Annotated in this window: 14 protein-coding genes; 3 read left to right on the top strand and 11 right to left on the bottom strand. The window is 38.9% G+C overall.

Translation table 11 applies throughout. The annotated features are described in order from the left end of the window. Positions 1-134 precede the first annotated feature (134 nt). The 6 genes from HUE98_RS09030 to HUE98_RS09055 all read right to left on the bottom strand — a co-directional run bounded on the left by HUE98_RS09030 (position 135) and on the right by HUE98_RS09055 (position 6,805). Positions 135-1,262 (bottom strand): glycerate kinase family protein, encoded by a 1,128-nt coding sequence (locus tag HUE98_RS09030; RefSeq protein WP_241420334.1) that lies wholly within the window; start codon positions 1,260-1,262, stop codon positions 135-137. 179 nt (positions 1,263-1,441) lie between these two features. Next, positions 1,442-2,632, bottom strand: coding sequence for an NAD-dependent dihydropyrimidine dehydrogenase subunit PreA (preA, locus tag HUE98_RS09035; protein ID WP_241420335.1), 1,191 nt, complete (start codon positions 2,630-2,632; stop codon positions 1,442-1,444). 235 nt (positions 2,633-2,867) lie between these two features. Then, positions 2,868-3,293 carry an arsenate reductase ArsC gene (locus HUE98_RS09040; protein WP_241420336.1) on the bottom strand — a complete coding sequence of 142 codons (426 nt, stop codon included), beginning with the start codon at positions 3,291-3,293 and terminating at the stop codon, positions 2,868-2,870. Positions 3,294-3,554: 261 nt separating this feature from the next. Next, entirely contained in the window at positions 3,555-4,259 is a 705-nt protein-coding gene (gene cuyB, locus HUE98_RS09045) for a cysteate racemase (RefSeq protein WP_241420337.1), read from the bottom strand. Between the two features lie 25 nt (positions 4,260-4,284). Further along, the gene (locus tag HUE98_RS09050) at positions 4,285-5,586 is read right to left on the bottom strand and encodes a YheC/YheD family protein (protein ID WP_241420338.1); all 1,302 of its coding nucleotides are present in this window, start codon (positions 5,584-5,586) and stop codon (positions 4,285-4,287) included. A gap of 34 nt (positions 5,587-5,620) precedes the next feature. Next, entirely contained in the window at positions 5,621-6,805 is a 1,185-nt protein-coding gene (locus HUE98_RS09055; RefSeq protein WP_241420339.1) for a hypothetical protein, read from the bottom strand. A 99-nt stretch (positions 6,806-6,904) separates the two neighbouring features. Between HUE98_RS09055 and HUE98_RS09060 the strand changes: the two genes are divergently transcribed. Next, complete coding sequence (locus HUE98_RS09060) at positions 6,905-8,236, top strand: YheC/YheD family endospore coat-associated protein (RefSeq protein WP_241420340.1); 1,332 nt, start codon at positions 6,905-6,907, stop codon at positions 8,234-8,236. After that, positions 8,214-8,708 carry a glutamate ligase domain-containing protein gene (locus tag HUE98_RS09065; RefSeq protein WP_241420341.1) on the top strand — a complete coding sequence of 165 codons (495 nt, stop codon included), beginning with the start codon at positions 8,214-8,216 and terminating at the stop codon, positions 8,706-8,708. The genes HUE98_RS09060 and HUE98_RS09065 overlap by 23 nt, the downstream gene beginning before the upstream one ends. A 56-nt stretch (positions 8,709-8,764) precedes the next feature. On the opposite strand, the gene HUE98_RS09070 is transcribed toward HUE98_RS09065, so the two are convergent. The 3 genes from HUE98_RS09070 to HUE98_RS09080 all read right to left on the bottom strand — a co-directional run bounded on the left by HUE98_RS09070 (position 8,765) and on the right by HUE98_RS09080 (position 14,595). After that, complete coding sequence (locus HUE98_RS09070) at positions 8,765-9,745, bottom strand: hypothetical protein (RefSeq protein ID WP_241420342.1); 981 nt, start codon at positions 9,743-9,745, stop codon at positions 8,765-8,767. A 204-nt stretch (positions 9,746-9,949) separates the two neighbouring features. Then, complete coding sequence (locus HUE98_RS09075) at positions 9,950-10,735, bottom strand: S1 family peptidase (protein WP_241420343.1); 786 nt, start codon at positions 10,733-10,735, stop codon at positions 9,950-9,952. A 41-nt stretch (positions 10,736-10,776) separates the two neighbouring features. After that, positions 10,777-14,595, bottom strand: a complete 3,819-nt coding sequence (locus HUE98_RS09080; protein WP_241423532.1) for a phosphoribosylformylglycinamidine synthase — start codon at positions 14,593-14,595, stop codon at positions 10,777-10,779. Positions 14,596-14,826: 231 nt separating this feature from the next. On the opposite strand from HUE98_RS09080, the gene HUE98_RS09085 reads away from it, so the two are divergent. Continuing rightward, on the top strand, positions 14,827-15,507 hold the full coding sequence (locus tag HUE98_RS09085; RefSeq protein WP_241420344.1) for a YetF domain-containing protein: 681 nt from the start codon (positions 14,827-14,829) through the stop codon (positions 15,505-15,507). 26 nt (positions 15,508-15,533) lie between these two features. Here the strand turns inward: HUE98_RS09085 and thiE are convergent, their stop codons facing one another. Beyond that, a complete protein-coding gene (thiE, locus tag HUE98_RS09090; RefSeq protein ID WP_241420345.1) occupies positions 15,534-16,175 on the bottom strand; it encodes a thiamine phosphate synthase in 642 nt (213 codons plus the stop codon). Between the two features lie 39 nt (positions 16,176-16,214). Then, positions 16,215-16,715, bottom strand: coding sequence for an energy coupling factor transporter S component ThiW (gene thiW / locus HUE98_RS09095; RefSeq protein ID WP_241420346.1), 501 nt, complete (start codon positions 16,713-16,715; stop codon positions 16,215-16,217). Positions 16,716-16,790 lie beyond the last annotated feature (75 nt).

The following is a 16,790-nucleotide window of genomic DNA, read 5'->3' on the forward strand; positions in this document are numbered from 1 at the left end:
AGAATTCCTTTTTTATATTATTATATGTTATGTTATGTTATGTTATGTTATGTTATGTTATGTTTAGTCATATTTTTTCGATATTCGTCGTTACTATTCTTATGCATAGAACAATGTTCTATATTAGGACAATATCATAAGTTTATCAAACGCATGATTTCCATTGTGGTACGCTGAATATTCTCGGCTGCTCTTTCTTTTGCTTCAGTCAGAGAGATAGGTGCATCAATAATGCAAAAATAAGCGGTTATCCCCTCTCTATGTAGAGTTTCCGCCCCTGCTGCAATACTGCCTGCCAGAGCAATCACAGGAACACCAAATTTGCGACCCCTACGGGCTACCCCAACAGGAACTTTGCCGAAAACGGACTGGGCATCCAGCCTTCCTTCTCCTGTAAGAACCAGATCACAGTGAGCCAACTCCTTTTCCAGGCCAACCATGTCCATAACAAGATCGATACCCGGAGTCAACTGTCCCTTGAGAAAAGCCATGATACCGGCCCCAAGGCCTCCTGCGGCCCCGGCACCAGGTACGTGCTCCACCTCTACTCCCAGGTCCCTTCTAATAATCTTGGCAAAATGTTTTAATCCGTTATCCAATTTGTTCACCATTTCCCCATCAGCCCCTTTTTGCGGCCCATAAACTGCAGATGCGCCCTGCGTCCCTGTCAGGGGATTGTTCACATCACAGGCAACCAGGATAGAAGCTTTCTCTAATGTGGGATCTAGGCCGCTGATATCGATGTGATCGAGTTTAATCAATTGTCCGCCTCCCAAACCTAGAGTTCCCCTCTCTTTATCCAGGAACTTTACTCCCAGAGCCTGCGCCATCCCCATCCCTCCATCGTTGGTGCCACTGCCTCCAATGCCAATAATCAATTTTGTACATCCGTATTTCAGGGCTGCCTTAATTAATTCTCCTGTGCCATAGGTGGTAGTGAACATAGGATTTCTCTTCTCCTGTGGCACCAGCGTTAAGCCGGAGGCGGCTGCCATCTCTATCACTCCTGTTTTTCCGTCTTCCGACACTCCCCAATATGCCTCTACCGGTACTTTAAGAGGTCCCGATACAAGTTCCCGCCGTATTTCCCCGTTCATTGACCCTACCAGTGAATCAACCAGACCTTCCCCCCCGTCGGAGAGGGGTAGTTTGATGATTTGGGCTTCAGGCAGAACTTTTTTAATACCTATTGCCATGTTTTCTGCCGCTTGAGCAGCTGTAAGGCTGCCTTTAAAGGAATCAGGTGCCAGCACTATACGCATATTGTTTAACTCCTTTTTTTCTCTCAATTAAAGGTCATCTGGTCCGCACCCAATCTGCTAACTTAAGGCGGCTGGTTACTGCAGCAGTGGTGCAGTGCTCCGTGATATTGTCAGGGCTGAACTCTTTGTCACCAATCAGGTCAACATCACTCCTGGCGGTTACTTCATTCAGTATGGAATCAATTAACTCTCATACTTATGCTGTTATTATTGCAAACATGACTACATAAAGAGCACCCATCACATTTACTTTCATTTACCACTGCCTTTTTATGTTCATTGAGTTCTATTGCCTGTCTGCCCCCATCACTGCACGCAACCACACATTTATTACAACCTGCGACACAACTATCCTCATTAATTTCAGCTGTTACACGGTACTGCCGACTAAGATTTTCGTGACTAGTCAATTTAGGTAAAGCCAATCCCGTTAACTCCTGAACAGTTTTTAAATTCTTATCTGTTAAATATCTACTTAATCCTGCTTTCATTTCACTGATTATTTCATATCCTTCTAACATTACAGCAGTACATATCTGAACTGTAGAAGCTCCTGCCAGCATATACTCAGCTGCATGCTGCCAGTTTCCAATACCGCCTATTCCTAATATTGGTAATTCAACGCTGGAGGCTAATTGAGCCACACAGCGCAGCCCAATTGGCTTAACAGCTAAACCTGAATACCCACCAAAGGTTGATTTCCCTTCCACAGATGGCTGCGGTTCAAATGTATTTAAATCTATATTAGCTAATACCTGAACGGTGTTTATGGCTGATAATGCATCGGCACCATTATCTTTAGCTGCTTTTCCCACTATGGTAATATCAGTAACGTTAGGTGTTAGTTTTACAATAACCGGAACGTCTGCCACCTTTTTTACCCATCTGGTTATCTCTCCGGTAATTTGATGATCTTGACCAATCGCTTGTCCTACCCCTTGTTCAGGCATCCCATGGGGACAAGAAAAATTAAGCTCCAGGGCATCAGCTCCTGCATCCTGAACAGCAAGAGACAGTTCCTGCCAGTCTTCTTTTTTTACTTCAGCCATGATACTGGCTATTAATATATTTTCAGGGTATTCATCCTTTATTTCTTTAATATCCTGTAACCACGATTTTAAAGAACGTGTAGTCAAAAGTTCGATATTTTGGAATCCTATAATACTTTTTTTGGAATTTCTTAAAGGAGTAAAACGGGGTGATACATTTTCTAAAGCCATTTTGTCTGGTTTTATAGTTTTAGTAACAACCCCTCCCCATCCCAATCTAAAAGCCTCTTTAATCATATCTCCCCTGGCTGTTGGTGGAGCTGAAGATAGTATAAATGGATTTGGAAAGTGCAGCCCGGACATTTTAACAAATAAATCCATAACAAACCTCCCTCTAAGTCTAAAATCTATCCAGCATCTACTCTCTTACATCTTAATTGATAATAAACTTAAATCCATAATTTGACATGACTCTAAAAATGTTAAATCTACTGTAATAGTAACATGAAAATAAACACAAAGGCAATAGCGGCTCTCACATAAAAGAAAGGGACAGATATTGCAGGATTTTAGATTGCCTGATTTAAACACCTATGAAGGATGAAAAATTTTTGGGTTATATTGTTTCCAGCCATTGAGTTACAGTTTCCTTAATTTCATCCCTTACAATTCTGGTTTTTTCTAATTTTTCCTGGTAAGAGCCCTCAAAGGATGACGGATCAGGAAAACCCCAGTGTATTCTTTTAACCAGACCCGGAAACAAGGGGCACCTCTCCCCACCGGCTTGGTCACATACAGTAATGACATAACTAAATAGAGTACCGTTTTTATAGTAATCAAAGACATTTTTTGTTTTTTTTCCTGAGATATCAATATCAATTTCTTTCATAACCTCAACAACCAAAGGGTTAAGATTACCCGGCTCCAGCCCTGCACTATGGGCCTCAAAGCGGTCACCGGCCAGCAGTTCAACAAAGGCTTCGGCCATCTGACTTCTGGCAGAATTATGAATACATACAAACAGGATTTTTTTCTTTTTCAATGTTATTTTTCCTCCTGGTAAAAGATTTGAGCAAAGTTATTTAAGGTTTGCCCTTATATATGTGTTTTTTATTCTTAAAATAACAGAAAAAACCTTTCATTTATTTTAAAGTTATTGTAAAGGTAAGCTTTAAATTATGTAAATATAAGGGGAAGTCAGAAAAACCTTTTTATTTCCGGCTTCTGTACTTCCGAAAACGTCTGATAAAAACTAAGGTGGTTTTAGTAACTGTCAGGGCAACGGCAGTAAATGCCGGTGTTTTTATGTTCTCCCTTTAGCTATTTTTACTGCCATTTCAGCTAATAACAAATTTGGGTCAATCATTACTAAGCTTTTGTCTAATAAAGGGAATAAAATCGGTATTTCTGTACATGCTCCCAATATAACAAAAACTCCAATTTCTTTATACTTATTTAAAATATTTTTGAATGAATTAAGATCAGGGTTATTATAAGTCAACCCAGCTTTTAAGTGTTCTATCATGGATGAGATAATAATTTGTTCATCCGGATCTGGGATGATTATTTTATTGTTAGAAGATTGCAAAGCTCTTTGATATATCTGGCTGTTTACAGTGGCGGTTGTTGCAACCAGCAAAATTTGACTATTAATAAGAGAATCTTGTTTTTGTACGTAATTTGCTGTATTTTCTATCATGCTGTATATGGGAATATTAACGCTGGCTTTTATTATTTTAATCCAGATATGAGAAGTATTACAAGGCATAATAATAAAGTCAGCTCCTGCACGTTCCAGTAATTGAGCTGACCTTTCTAACTCTGGTAATAGTCTTTCCTCCCCTTCAAAGTAAGCTTCAGTTCGTGGAGGAATCTTCGTATTATTATAAATTATTATGGGAAGATGGTCCTGATCTTTCGTGACATCAGTATTTCTAATTATTTTTTCAAATAAATCTAGTGTTGCTAAGGGTCCCATTCCCCCAAGAATGCCTATTGTTCTAGACATAATGTTATCTCCCTCTCATGGAAAATTAAAAGCCTGCCAAAGCTTTAGCATACTCAAAAGGTGTAGGAAGTACTGCCGGCAGCACTTGTTGTTCATCTATTGATCTAACTGTTTTTCTAAGTGATGCGTAGACTAATTGAACTTCAATTATCCAAACTTTAAAATTTTGATCAATTATTAGATCTACCGCAGCATCACCCAGGTGATAGCCATTTTCTTCTATTATTTTAAGGGCTTTTATGCAAAGTTCAACGGCATTGTTTATTACCTGATGTGTTTTTTGGGTATCTAAATTAAAAATTTCTTTAAGAGCTATTTCCGCAGGCATCATTTTAGACCGCTTTTTTTTGTTAGATATGATACTTTCTTTTTTTGCAATTTTAGTCTCCATACCGGAATAAATCCAATTTTTTGTATAGTCTTTTTGAAGATAAATTCTAAAATCAACTTTTTGCTGTTGATACGTAAAAGGTATGTCCTGTTGAATTAAATATTTTCTTTTTCTTTTTAACTTTTTTTTCAATATGTTTCTTACGTCTTTTTCATTTTCCATATAATACTTTCTGTCATAAATATCTGTAAGCATATAATTTCTTTCAATTTTTTTTACGTGTAAAATTCCAATTCCCCCGGCTTTATTAAAGGGTTTTAAATAAACAGGATTTAGATTTATGAGTATCTGTAATAGGGTTTCTACATTTTTAAATTCAACTGTATTTGGTAAATGATCCACCAAAATAGAATCTTTAGACAAAATGTTCCACAAACTGAATTTATCTATATTGCAGGGTCTGTTAAAAATTTTATCTCCTATGTGTTTATTTAAATATCTAAAGGTTTTTTTATTTACGTTTTGTTGGCAAAAAATTGAGCTGGGGTAAGGAAATATCCCTTCTAAAAACGTTTTGGTTTGAGGTTCAAAATAATAGCCTGTAATGTCTTTATTTTTCATGTTAATTGACTCTTTTTTAAATATATATATAAGCCCTTTTATGTTTTCATAATTTGTAAATCGCAGGATAGCCTTTCTTGGATTCTTATAATAAACAGCTGTCAAAAAGCCAATAACCGGACCTAAGAATAAATCATTTCCTCGAAAGTAAAAATCATAAGGTACATCAGGAATTGAGATTTGTTCTGTTAATTTACCGGGAATAATGATATCTGCCGGTTGTATATAGCTGTCAATATTAATGGCGAGCACTTTTTTGAATGCGCCAAAATGAAGTATTATGTTTTTTGATTTAATATTGGCTTTTTTAAGTATTGAACTATTCAAATAAATTGAATTTGGTTGGATATTATTATCTATTTTTATTAAGGACATTAATAACCCCTCCATTAAAAATTCAGCTTACCTCTTAACTAAAGCCAAGCAGGCGCTCTTTTTTTAAAATATCTTCTTTAGAAGATCCGATTAAAATACCTGATATATGAGGAATAGAATGGGAATTGGAATCTACTAATGGATTATATATGGAAATGGGTATAAGGTAACCGCTTTCTATAGCATTTTGGCAGGTAAGCTTGAATTTATTCCAGTTCATATTAGGTTTCCAGCTTCTGGATAATAAAACGGATGCATTATGGATTTTAAAAATGCTTTCTTTGAGAAGCAGTGCTGGTGTTGAGCCGTTTATGCGGAAATTCAGGTCAATTGCCAGCACCCGATTTTCCTTAGAAATAACTATGTCAAATCCAACTATACCCATGAAACCTAAAGAACAGGCGCGTTCCATGATTAAGCGTCCCAATTGGATTAATAGCCCGGGTGGCTCATTGTTTTTTACAAGCCAATTACCTAAATAGTGGCCGGTAGGGTTGCTGATTTGCTGGGAAGCTCCTAGATATATGATTTGATGGTTAATTGTTTTAGCAAACTGAAGATTATAATTTTGATTTATTTCAATATATTCCTCCAACACAACTGTGCTGCATGTTTGAAAATAATCCCAGGCGTTATTAATATCATTTCTATCTTTGCAGATGATTACATCACAACCTCCTCCGGTGGGCTGATCAGTTGCAGCCTTGATTACCAGGGGTAATTTATTGAATTTATTAGCAGTTTTAATTATCTCACTGGGATGAACAATAATTCTCTTCGGAACATGTTCTTTAGGTACCAGCCTTTCCAAATTAGCTTTATTATTTAAAAATTTTACAAGCTTTGGGTCAATCCAATATCCTTCCTTATTAAATTCTGAGGAGGGATGAGGATAATTAAAAACTATTTTCTTTTTTTGACTGAGGAAATAGGCTGCTAAATCTCTATATTCTTTATATGAACGGTATACATGTAGAATAGGATTTACTTCAAGATTTGCACTCTTCATAAGAGTTATTACATCTTCTGCAGCAACTGAATAACTACAGATCACAGGCATATTACCGGCTATGGTGAGGGGTGGCCCTGTGAGAAAATCCAGATTTTTAGGCAGCCATCGGTAATCCGAAGAAGAAGCTCTAGAATTTAAAATAAAATCCTTACCAAAAATATCAAAGAGTGTAACAACAGGCAATATCTTTGATTTATTTATACTCATAAAAATCACTCCATACAACATATTGTTTGATATCAGCTTATGAACGTAATACAAAAATGTTGAATAGAATATTTAAAAAAAGCAATCAGGAGAGAAATAATGAATTATTTATGGTTTAAATCACTAAAATCAACGGAAGCGGCAGTGAACTTAAATTTATATAATCGATTGCAGTGTTCAAACCTCATTATCATCAATGTTGGTACATTAAAAAAACACTTGAAAGTAATTATTAACAATGATCTTTTAGATAACACTATAGGTCTTCCTATAAGCTTATCAAATAAGTATACAATTCCCACAGAAATCCCTTATGAAATATACCATAAAGATAGGGAGATTCATCTTGGACCAGTTATTGCCTACATTGTTATGGGAAGTTTTTATAATTTAAACAAAAAAAAATTAACAACCCATTTACCTAGATTTTCTGATTATATGTCTATAAAGGGATTAATTTATATCTGCACAAAAGATTCTATTGATCTAGCTCGAAACAGAATAAAAGGCTACTATTACGATCCCAAAGGGGTAATTTCAGGTAGAGCATGGTGGTATGGCGAATTTCCCCTTCCTGATGCCATTTTTAATCGTTCTTTTTTAAGTCAAAATAAAGTAAGAGCATTACAGAAAAAGATAGGTAACAATATTTTTAATTCATATTTTCGCAACTTGAATAAATGGAATATATATAGGAAACTGTCAAAAGACAAAAAACTTATAAAACACTTACCTTACACCGAGAATTATAAAAGTGTAAGACAGTTAATAGGCCTGTTAAAGAAATATAAATCTCTTTATTTAAAACCTTTCAGTAAATCTCAAGGGAAAGGCATTCTATGTGTTTTGAAATCAAATAAAAAATTCTTAGTTATCGATGAAAGAAAGCAAAGGTATTATTTTCAAGATTATAATAGCATGGGTAAATTCTTAAACAAAAGAGTAATTAAGCCATCTATTATTCAGCAGGCAGTTCCCTTTGAGACGGAAAAAAAACTGGTGGATTTTAGAATAATTCTGCAAAGAGATGAGGATAAAAAATGGTCCTATAAAGGATGTGTTGCTAAAATATCCCAGGAAGGTAGTGTTATTACCAACAAACAATGCAGACAACAAGCTTTAATAGGAAAAGATGCTTTAACAACTATTTATAATCTAAGTGAAACAGCAGCAGATAGAATGGAAGAGAAAATGATTACTTTAACTATAAAAGCCATTCACATTTATGAAAGATCAGGAATGCATCTCGGTGATGTGGCGGCAGACATAATTTTAGATTCTAATCTACATTTATGGTTACTGGAGCTTCAATTAAACCATAGAACAACAGAAGTATTTCCTGAAAGATATAAAAAAATTATGGTAACGCCATTTAGATATGCTAAGGCATTAGCGGGATTTAGCAATAATGCGCCAGCATTTACAGTTTAGGAAGGGTTTTAATGGAAGCACTATTATTGATGATACCTGGAACTGCACACCACCCTCTGTAAAGTCTGCCCTTGAAGTATTGAGAGAAACGGCTGAGGGAAGAAAAAAAGTTGCAGTTATTGGATATATGCCGCAATTAGGTGAAAAGGGGAAAAAAGAATATTCCCTCATTGGTGAAAGTGTTGTTAAAGCATCAGTAGACCTGCTGGTGACCATTGGAGATGAAGCAAAGAATATAGAAGATAGAGCTGTTGAATTGGGTATGAATAAAATTAAGGTTATAAATTGTAGTACTGGAAAGGAAGTATATGATGTATTAAAACCTCTGTTGAATAAAAATACTTTGGTTTTATTTAAGTTTCCTTACAAATACCGTTTAAGTAAATTCCCATCATTTAAACAATTAATTAAAGATATTTATACTCCCATACCAGTTTCTAGATTTTTTGCAGGAAGTAAAAAAGGCTCTTAAATTCACTTTCTCAAGAGCCTTTTTTTTATTCACTTAATAGACTTTGACCTATTAAATTAGAATACAACCTCTATCTTAATTATTACGGGCCTTTCTCTGGCGGCGTCCTCTTGGTAAGCGATAAATATCTCCTGCCCCTCTTCAACTCCAATGAAAGTAACGTAATCCTCCAGTCCAAAGGATGTAGGTTTCCCATTAATTTCAATTTCTACAGTATGGTTATCTGCCAGTCCAGAGAAAATACCTTGGGCTGTTTTTATTTCATCTTTTCTTGGTTTCTGAAAATCGGCTTCAGTTATAATTGAACGTCCATTTTTATCTATATAGTATTTAAAACTGATTTCTCCTACGGCAAATTCCTTTTCCAGCAGAGCCTCACTCAAACCAAAGGCCTGGTGCTTTCCGTTAACTTTAATCTCAACTGAATGACTGTCAATGCGGCCGGTAAGTATCCCTTCTGCACTCTGCAATTCCTTATCATGATCATTACCCTTCTTTTCAAGTTCAATAATTACCAGCCTGCCTGACTGATTCTCTTTGTATTTAAAAGTAATGTTATCTCCCTTCTGGAGATTTGCTGTAGATATGCCTTCATTCAGCCCAAAGGCTTTTGCTTCTCCCTCTACTTTAATTTCCACAGTATGGCTGTCTGCAAAACCGACAAAAACACCTGCCGCCGTCATGATGGTATCCTTTTTTTGATCACAAACTTCAAGCTTTGTAATTAAGCCCCGTTGGTTTTTATCAATAAAATATTCAAACTTTACCGGGCTGCCATCTGTAAACTCCTGCTCAATAATTTCATCGCTTAATCCAAAAGCTTTTATTTCACCATTAACTTCGATCTCCACCGAATTGTTGTCAATACGGCCGTTCAGCTGCCCTTCACCAATTAATACTTCTTGGAAAGTCTCCTCAGCAGCTTGACGTGAAACTTTTTCCCAGCCATTTTCCCAGCCACCCTGTGCGGCAATACTTCCACCAGCTGCCGCCAGCATAAATACTATGGCACCGATGATGATAAATTTCTTATTCATTTAAATATCTCCCCCTTTTTGTTTAGCTTCACTTATGAAGACGTATTAACAGCTTAGTTATTACGAAAAAAGGGAAATTATTTTGTTTTTTTTTAGTCTATTTGTTGTAAAATAAAACAGGTTTCTAGACCAATTGTTGTCTGATCTAGAAACCTGCAGGAATTCCTTGGCTATAAACTTTGAAAAACAAACTAGAAAAGAAACCTACATTGTAGATATAAAATATAAAATCTCTGAAGATGGCACTGCTAATCCCATAGAATTGTTTTCTTCTACATTTTGTTTTAAGAAGGCGAAAATTACACCCACGACTTTCTTGTCTTTGTCAAAAACGGGACTGCCGCTGGAACCAGGAAATATTGAAGCGGAGATTAATAGTGTTCGGCTGCCCTGTTGGGATTCCCTATACCCTTTCATTTCTCCCAAACTGGCGATCCTTCTATGACTTAGTGGATTGCCAATGATCAGCAGCTCATCATCTATTCCAGGGATAAACTCTTCCTGCATATTCACAAAGGGCAATCCCTCTGCCTCCAGCTCCAGCACAGCCAGATCATATTCTTCTGAGTAACTCCAGTTAACCACTTTAAAGATACCTTCTTCCAAAAAAGAAACAGTTATTAGATACGCTCCCTCCACCAAATGACGATTTGTAACCACCAGTCCGTCTTCTTCTATATTAAACCCTGTTCCTTTTAGCTCACCATCAGAGGTGTAGGCTTTTAGAGTTACAACACTTTTTTGCAGTTCCTTTATCTCTGCATCATGAGCCAGAACTGTATGGTGCTGTTCTATTATATCTTTTGGCCACTGCCAAATGACAAACCATCTATTAAGGGTATATCCTAAAAACAAAATAACTACTAAAAAAGCAATAATACGGATTACCCAACAGGGCTTCTTGCGCTGCATATCTTGATTTATTTCTTCATCACCATACATTTCGTTTAATTCCTGCTTTAGTTCTGCATCATCAAGTTCTTTGTTCATATATTTAATCCTCCAGTGACTGCTTTCTGGATAATTACTGGTTATTTAAAGTATTTAACCCCGGCTTCAAAGAGGCGCTGATCTTTTTCCCCGGGCACATTAATAGCTACCAGGGAACCGATTCGCTCTGAATGTCCCATTTTGCCCAGTATTCGTCCATCAGGACTGGTAATTCCTTCAATGGCCCAGTATGAACCGTTGGGGTTAAAGTTAAAATCTGAGCTGGCCTCGCCCTCCAGGTCAACATACTGGGTAGCAATCTGGCCTTTTTTAGACAAATCATTAAGCTGTGTTTCATCGGCAACAAATCTTCCCTCTCCGTGGGATACGGACACAGTATGAATTTCACCCACCTCCATACAGCGGAACCATGGAGAGTGGACTGATGTTACTTTAGTCTGAACCATGCGGGAAACATGGCGCCCGATGGTGTTGAAGGTCAGAGTTGGAGAGTTCTCCGTAACTTCTCCAATATCACCGAATGGTAGAAGCCCCAGTTTGATGAGGGCCTGAAAACCGTTGCAGATCCCCAGCATAAGCCCATCTCTTACCTGGAGCAGGTTGGTAACGGCCTCCTTGATTCGAGGGTTTCTAAACATGGCGGCAATAAATTTCCCCGAACCTTCCGGTTCATCCCCGGCGCTGAACCCTCCGGGTATCATGATAATTTGGGCCTGGGATATATATTTTTCCATTTCTTTAATTGAAGATTCAACGCCAGCCGGGTTAATGTTGTTTATTACCAGGGTATCTGCCTGTGCTCCGGCTTTTTCAAAAACTCTAACGGTATCGTACTCACAGTTTGTTCCTGGGAAAATTGGAATAAATACCCTGGGTCGAGCTGCCTGAATCCTGGGCTTTATAGTATTTCTTTTTTTATAAGAAATCTGCGGAGGCTTTTCAACTGACTCATTTTTTTTGTTGGGAAATACTTTTTCTAAAGGTTTAATCCACTGGTCAAAGGCCTCTTTAAGATCAATATTTACACCATTAATGGTGATTACTTCACTGGAGCAAGTGTGACCCAAGATTATATAATGTAGATCACTGAAGAATTCTTGAAGATCTATCCCTTTCTCCACCTCCAAAATAACTGAACCATAATCCGGGACAAAGAGTCTTTTGGGGTCAAGTGTTTCACTAAACACCATGCCCACCCTGTTGCCGAAAGCCATTTTACTTATGGCCGCTGCCAATCCTCCCATTCCTATAGTGTGGGAAGATAAAACCAATCCTTTGGATATCAGCTGACTGATGCTATCAAAATTTTTCTTTAGGATAGTAAAATCAGGCATATGGTCTCTTTCATTCCTGGGAACCTGTACTAGAACTACTCTACTGCCTGCCTTTTTAAACTCCTGGGAAACAGTTTTTTCTGCATCCATGGCGGCTACGGCAAAAGCTACCAGGGTCGGGGGAACATCAAGATCCATAAAAGTCCCGGACATACTGTCTTTTCCGCCAATGGCCGGTATTTCTAATTCCTTTTGTGAGTAAAAGGCTCCCAAAAGTGCGCTGAAGGGCTTTCCCCACCGGGAGGGTTCTTCACCAAGTTTTTCAAAGTATTCTTGAAGAGTGAGTCGAACTGTTTGATATTCTCCTCCCAAAGCAACTATCTTGGTTACTGCTTCCACTACAGCGAACATGGCACCGTGGAAAGGGCTCCAACAGGCCAGAACGGGATTATAACCATAGGTCATAGCGGTAGCCGTGGTAGTTTCTCCATTTAAGACAGGGAGTTTAGCCACCATCCCCTGAGCAGGGGTTTCCTGGTATTTCCCCCCAAAGGGGGTCAGCACTGATCCGGCTCCAATGGTGCTGTCAAAGCGCTCTCCCAGGCCTTTTTGACTGCAGACATTAAGATCTCCTAAATTAGCCAGCCAGGCTTTGGACAAATCCGTAAGTTTAGCAGATACGGCCTCGGGAATTTTTTCAAAATAACAGCTCTCTTCCGCCGGTGGGACTACTTTTACCCTGGCCTTCTGCCTTGCACCGCTGGTGTTGAGAAAATCTCTGCTGAGGTCCACAATGGTCTTTCCCCGCCAAAACATCTTGAGCCTCCCACTGGAGGTAACCTTGGCCACCACGGTGGCCTCCAGGTTTTCTTCCCGGGCCAGACGGCAGAAAATATCCACGTCCTCCGGGGCTATCAGAACAGCCATTCTTTCCTGAGATTCGGAGATGGCCAGTTCCGTGCCATCCAATCCTTCGTATTTTTTAGGGACAGCATCCAGATCAATCTCCAGACTGTCCGTAAGCTCACCAATCGCTACAGAAACGCCACCAGCACCAAAATCATTGCATTTTTTAATAAGGGTACTGGCCTTGGGGTTTCTAAATAATCTTTGAATTTTTCTCTCCGTTGGGGGGTTCCCTTTCTGGACTTCTGCCCCGCAGGAGGAAAGTGAGTCCACCGTATGCTCCTTGGATGAACCGGTGGCTCCACCGCAGCCGTCCCGCCCGGTCCTCCCTCCTACCAGAAGCACCAAATCCCCCTCAACGGGTTTTTTACGTACTATGTTTTCCCGGGGAGCAGCACCGATAACAGCTCCAATCTCCATGCGTTTGGCAATAAATCTTGGGTCATAAACTTCTGCCACCTGTCCAGTAGCCAGTCCGATCTGGTTTCCGTAAGAACTGAAACCTGAAGCAGCCCCGGTGGTTATCTTCCTCTGAGGTAGTTTGCCCGGCAGAGTATCCTCCACGGCTGCCCTTGGATCCCCGCTTCCGGTAACCCGCATGGCCTGATAAACATAAACCCTGCCTGACAGAGGATCCCGGATAGCACCTCCTAGACAGGTAGCTGCACCCCCAAAAGGCTCAATCTCTGTAGGATGGTTGTGGGTTTCATTTTTAAACATTACCAGCCATTCCTCCCGGCGTCCATCCACGTCGGCAGGGACAATAATGCTGCAGGCGTTAATCTCATCAGATTCATCAAGGTCTTGGAGTTTTCCTCGTTTTTTAAGTTCTTTCATCCCTATAAGGGCAATGTCCATCAGGCAAATTTCCCGCTGATTCTGTTCCTGCCCGTAAAGATATTCCCGGGAGTCCAGATATTTTTGGTAAGCATTTTCAATAGGGGCGGAAAACCGGCCTTTTTCAATCTTCACTTCTTCAATGCTGGCCATAAAAGTTGTATGACGACAGTGATCGGACCAATAGGTATCCAGAACCCTGATTTCCGTAATCGTTGGATTTCTCTTTTCCACATCCCTAAAATACTGCCGGCATAAAAACAGGTCCTCCATAGTCATGGCCAGTCCCAGTTCCTGCAGAAGTAAAAAAAGTTCTTCTGCAGTCATAGAAATAAACCCTTCCAAAATGGCCACATCCTCCGGGGCAACAGTTTCCATTTCCAGGGTTTCCGGTTTTTCCAGGGAGGCTTCCCTGGACTCCACGGGGTTAATACAGTATTCTTTTATCTTTGTAAACTCATCGGGAGAAATTTCCCCCTGTAAGACGATTAATTGTGCGGTCTGGACTAGAGGCTGATGTTTTTGGGTTAAAATCTGGATACATTGAGCCGCTGAATCCGCCCTCTGGTCAAACTGTCCCGGAAGATATTCTACGGCAAAAACCTTTTCCTTTGGGCTGATGGGAAGTTCTTCATCATAGGCAAGATCCACAGGAGGTTCAGAAAAAATTATATTTCTGGCTATGTTATATTCTTCCTGGGAAATTCCTGAAATATCATAGCGGTTAACAATGCGTACCTCTTTTAATCCATGGATACGGAGATTCTCTTTCAGGTCCTGTAATAATTCACGGGCTTGAATATTGAAAACCCTGCGTTTTTCTACGTAAATTCTTTTTACAACTTCTGACAATGTCAGCCCTCCCGTTCGCTTATATATCATGCTTAACAAGATTAAGAAAAAAACAAAAGTTCTGTCTATAACATTATAACATAACAGAACTTTCAACATAAACTGGTTCATCTCTCTTCAACATATTATCATAAAACGGATTAAATATTTTAGTAATCACTGATAAAATTTAAAGATTAATAACGGATATTTATTTTCTCATCGGTGATAATAATACAAGATGTTTTTTTAAGGTTAGTAGAAAGAAGGTCTAATTAAAATATGTTTGTTGTTATGATTAGAACAGTTATTCTTTATGTTCTAGTTTTTATTGTTATGCGAATAATGGGAAAAAGGCAGATTGGGCAATTGCAGCCTATAGAGTTAGCAGTAGCTATAATGATTTCAGCACTGGCTGCCCTACCCATGGAAGATATCAGCATTCCCTTGATAAACAGTGTGCTTCCTATTTTGCTGTTGTTAATATTTCAGGTAACAGTATCAACGTTATCTATGAAATCTGAAAAACTCAGTGCTATATTTTCTGGAAGACCTGCTATAGTTATCGAAAATGGTAAAATTGTTCAATCGGAATTGACTAATCTTAGGGTTAATTTAAATGACCTTTTAGAACAGCTGCGCATTAGCGGCTATTCAAATATTTCAGACGTGGAATTTGCTATCATGGAGACCACTGGACAAATTAGCGTTATACCAAAATCTCAGAAAAGGCCGGTAACTCCTGAAGACTTAAATATAGAAACCCAATATGAGGGTCTCTGCCACCCCTTAATTATCGACGGTCAATTGGAACGAAAAAATTTAAAAAATATTGGATTGACCGAAGAATGGTTAAATAATGAACTAAAAAAGTTTGGGATAGATAATTCAAAAGAAATTATTTTTGCCAGCATAGATCCCAATGGAAAACTTTATTATCAAAGAAAACAAAATAATTCTTAATAGTTATTATACTTTTATATGCTGTTCTATTTTAAGACTTTTGATACAGCACAGGATATTATTTCTGCTGCCCTGGTTATATCTTTTGCTCCCACCACAGATGATACCACAGCTACCCCATGTGCCCCTGATTCTATTACTAAGCTGGCATTGCCGGCATCAATTCCCCCTATTCCAACCACCGGAATATTAACCTGTGAACAAATTTTTGAAAGGGCATCCAGCCCTATAGGCGGCCTGGCATCAATCTTTGTTGTGGTAGAAAACACAGGGCCTACTCCCAGATACGAAGCCCCTGCTTCCTGGGCTTCAAGAGCCTGTTGAACAGTGTTTACCGATACTCCCAAAATCATGGCCTCAGGCATAATACTGCGGGCCACCGCTGCAGGCAGGTCCTCCTGTCCCAGGTGCACTCCATCGGCTTTAACAGCCAAAGCTATATCCAAACGGTCATTAATAATAAATGTAACATTTCTTTTTTCAGTAATCTCTTTTAATTCCAGGGCGCTTTTAAATAATTCCCCGCCAGCTCCCTCTTTATCCCTCAGCTGTATGCAGGCAGCTCCCCCTTTGATAGCTTGTTCCACTACCTTACCCGGTAGGAGTTCTCCAGAAAGATAACGGTCCGTTACGACATAAAGACTTAGATTTATTTTTGGTTTATCCACAGTTATCTGTTTACCCTCCCTCTATAATTATTAATAATATTAATATAAAAAACCTGTCTTTCTCATAAGCCTTAAGATTACCACTCCCATAATGGCTCCCACAAGGCTGCTGAGAAAAAAAGGAATGATTAAAGCTAAAACTATACCGGCAAATCCCAAAAGCCATTTTGCTAATGGGAATGCCGCCAATGCACCAAGCAGTCCAGTTCCCAGTATCTCTCCTAACATTGCCACGTGATCTCTTTTTATATAGTGGTAGGACAATCCTGCCAAAAGTGCACCAAAAATACTACCCGGAAAAGCCAAAACTGTTCCTGTTCCCATCAGATTACGAATAATTGATGTTAAAACAGCAGCTGTAACAGCTGGGCCTGGACCAAATAAAACCGCCATCAGCACATTAATAGTATGCTGTACAGGGTAGACTCGTGCCACCCCTATAGGAATAGAGAAAGGGGCTGCAATAGTTCCCACCGCTACCAGAAGCCCTATGGCTGTTATTTTCCTCAAGGAGTATCCGCCGGTAATTGAATGATGCATGTTTTCCTCCTAGTGAACCTCCCACCTACGCTAACGCTTAGAGGTAGGAGTCTTATTACTTTCCCTACGCTGAAA

The sequence above is a fragment of the Candidatus Contubernalis alkalaceticus genome (assembly GCF_022558445.1).
Lineage (GTDB): Bacteria > Bacillota > Dethiobacteria > SKNC01 > SKNC01 > Contubernalis > Contubernalis alkaliaceticus.

Excerpts from the sequence above, each read along its gene's own strand:
- HUE98_RS09030 (WP_241420334.1), bottom strand. The coding sequence starts at position 1,262 with ATGCGTATAGTGCTGGCACCTGATTCCTTTAAAGGCAGCCTTACAGCT.
- preA (WP_241420335.1), bottom strand. The coding sequence starts at position 2,632 with ATGGATTTATTTGTTAAAATGTCCGGGCTGCACTTTCCAAATCCATTT.
- cuyB (WP_241420337.1), bottom strand. The coding sequence starts at position 4,259 with ATGTCTAGAACAATAGGCATTCTTGGGGGAATGGGACCCTTAGCAACA.
- HUE98_RS09050 (WP_241420338.1), bottom strand. The coding sequence starts at position 5,586 with ATGTCCTTAATAAAAATAGATAATAATATCCAACCAAATTCAATTTAT.
- HUE98_RS09055 (WP_241420339.1), bottom strand. The coding sequence starts at position 6,805 with ATGAGTATAAATAAATCAAAGATATTGCCTGTTGTTACACTCTTTGAT.
- HUE98_RS09060 (WP_241420340.1), top strand. The coding sequence starts at position 6,905 with ATGAATTATTTATGGTTTAAATCACTAAAATCAACGGAAGCGGCAGTG.
- HUE98_RS09065 (WP_241420341.1), top strand. The coding sequence starts at position 8,214 with ATGCGCCAGCATTTACAGTTTAGGAAGGGTTTTAATGGAAGCACTATT.
- HUE98_RS09070 (WP_241420342.1), bottom strand. The coding sequence starts at position 9,745 with ATGAATAAGAAATTTATCATCATCGGTGCCATAGTATTTATGCTGGCG.
- HUE98_RS09075 (WP_241420343.1), bottom strand. The coding sequence starts at position 10,735 with ATGAACAAAGAACTTGATGATGCAGAACTAAAGCAGGAATTAAACGAA.
- HUE98_RS09080 (WP_241423532.1), bottom strand. The coding sequence starts at position 14,595 with ATGATATATAAGCGAACGGGAGGGCTGACATTGTCAGAAGTTGTAAAA.
- HUE98_RS09085 (WP_241420344.1), top strand. The coding sequence starts at position 14,827 with ATGTTTGTTGTTATGATTAGAACAGTTATTCTTTATGTTCTAGTTTTT.
- thiW (WP_241420346.1), bottom strand. The coding sequence starts at position 16,715 with ATGCATCATTCAATTACCGGCGGATACTCCTTGAGGAAAATAACAGCC.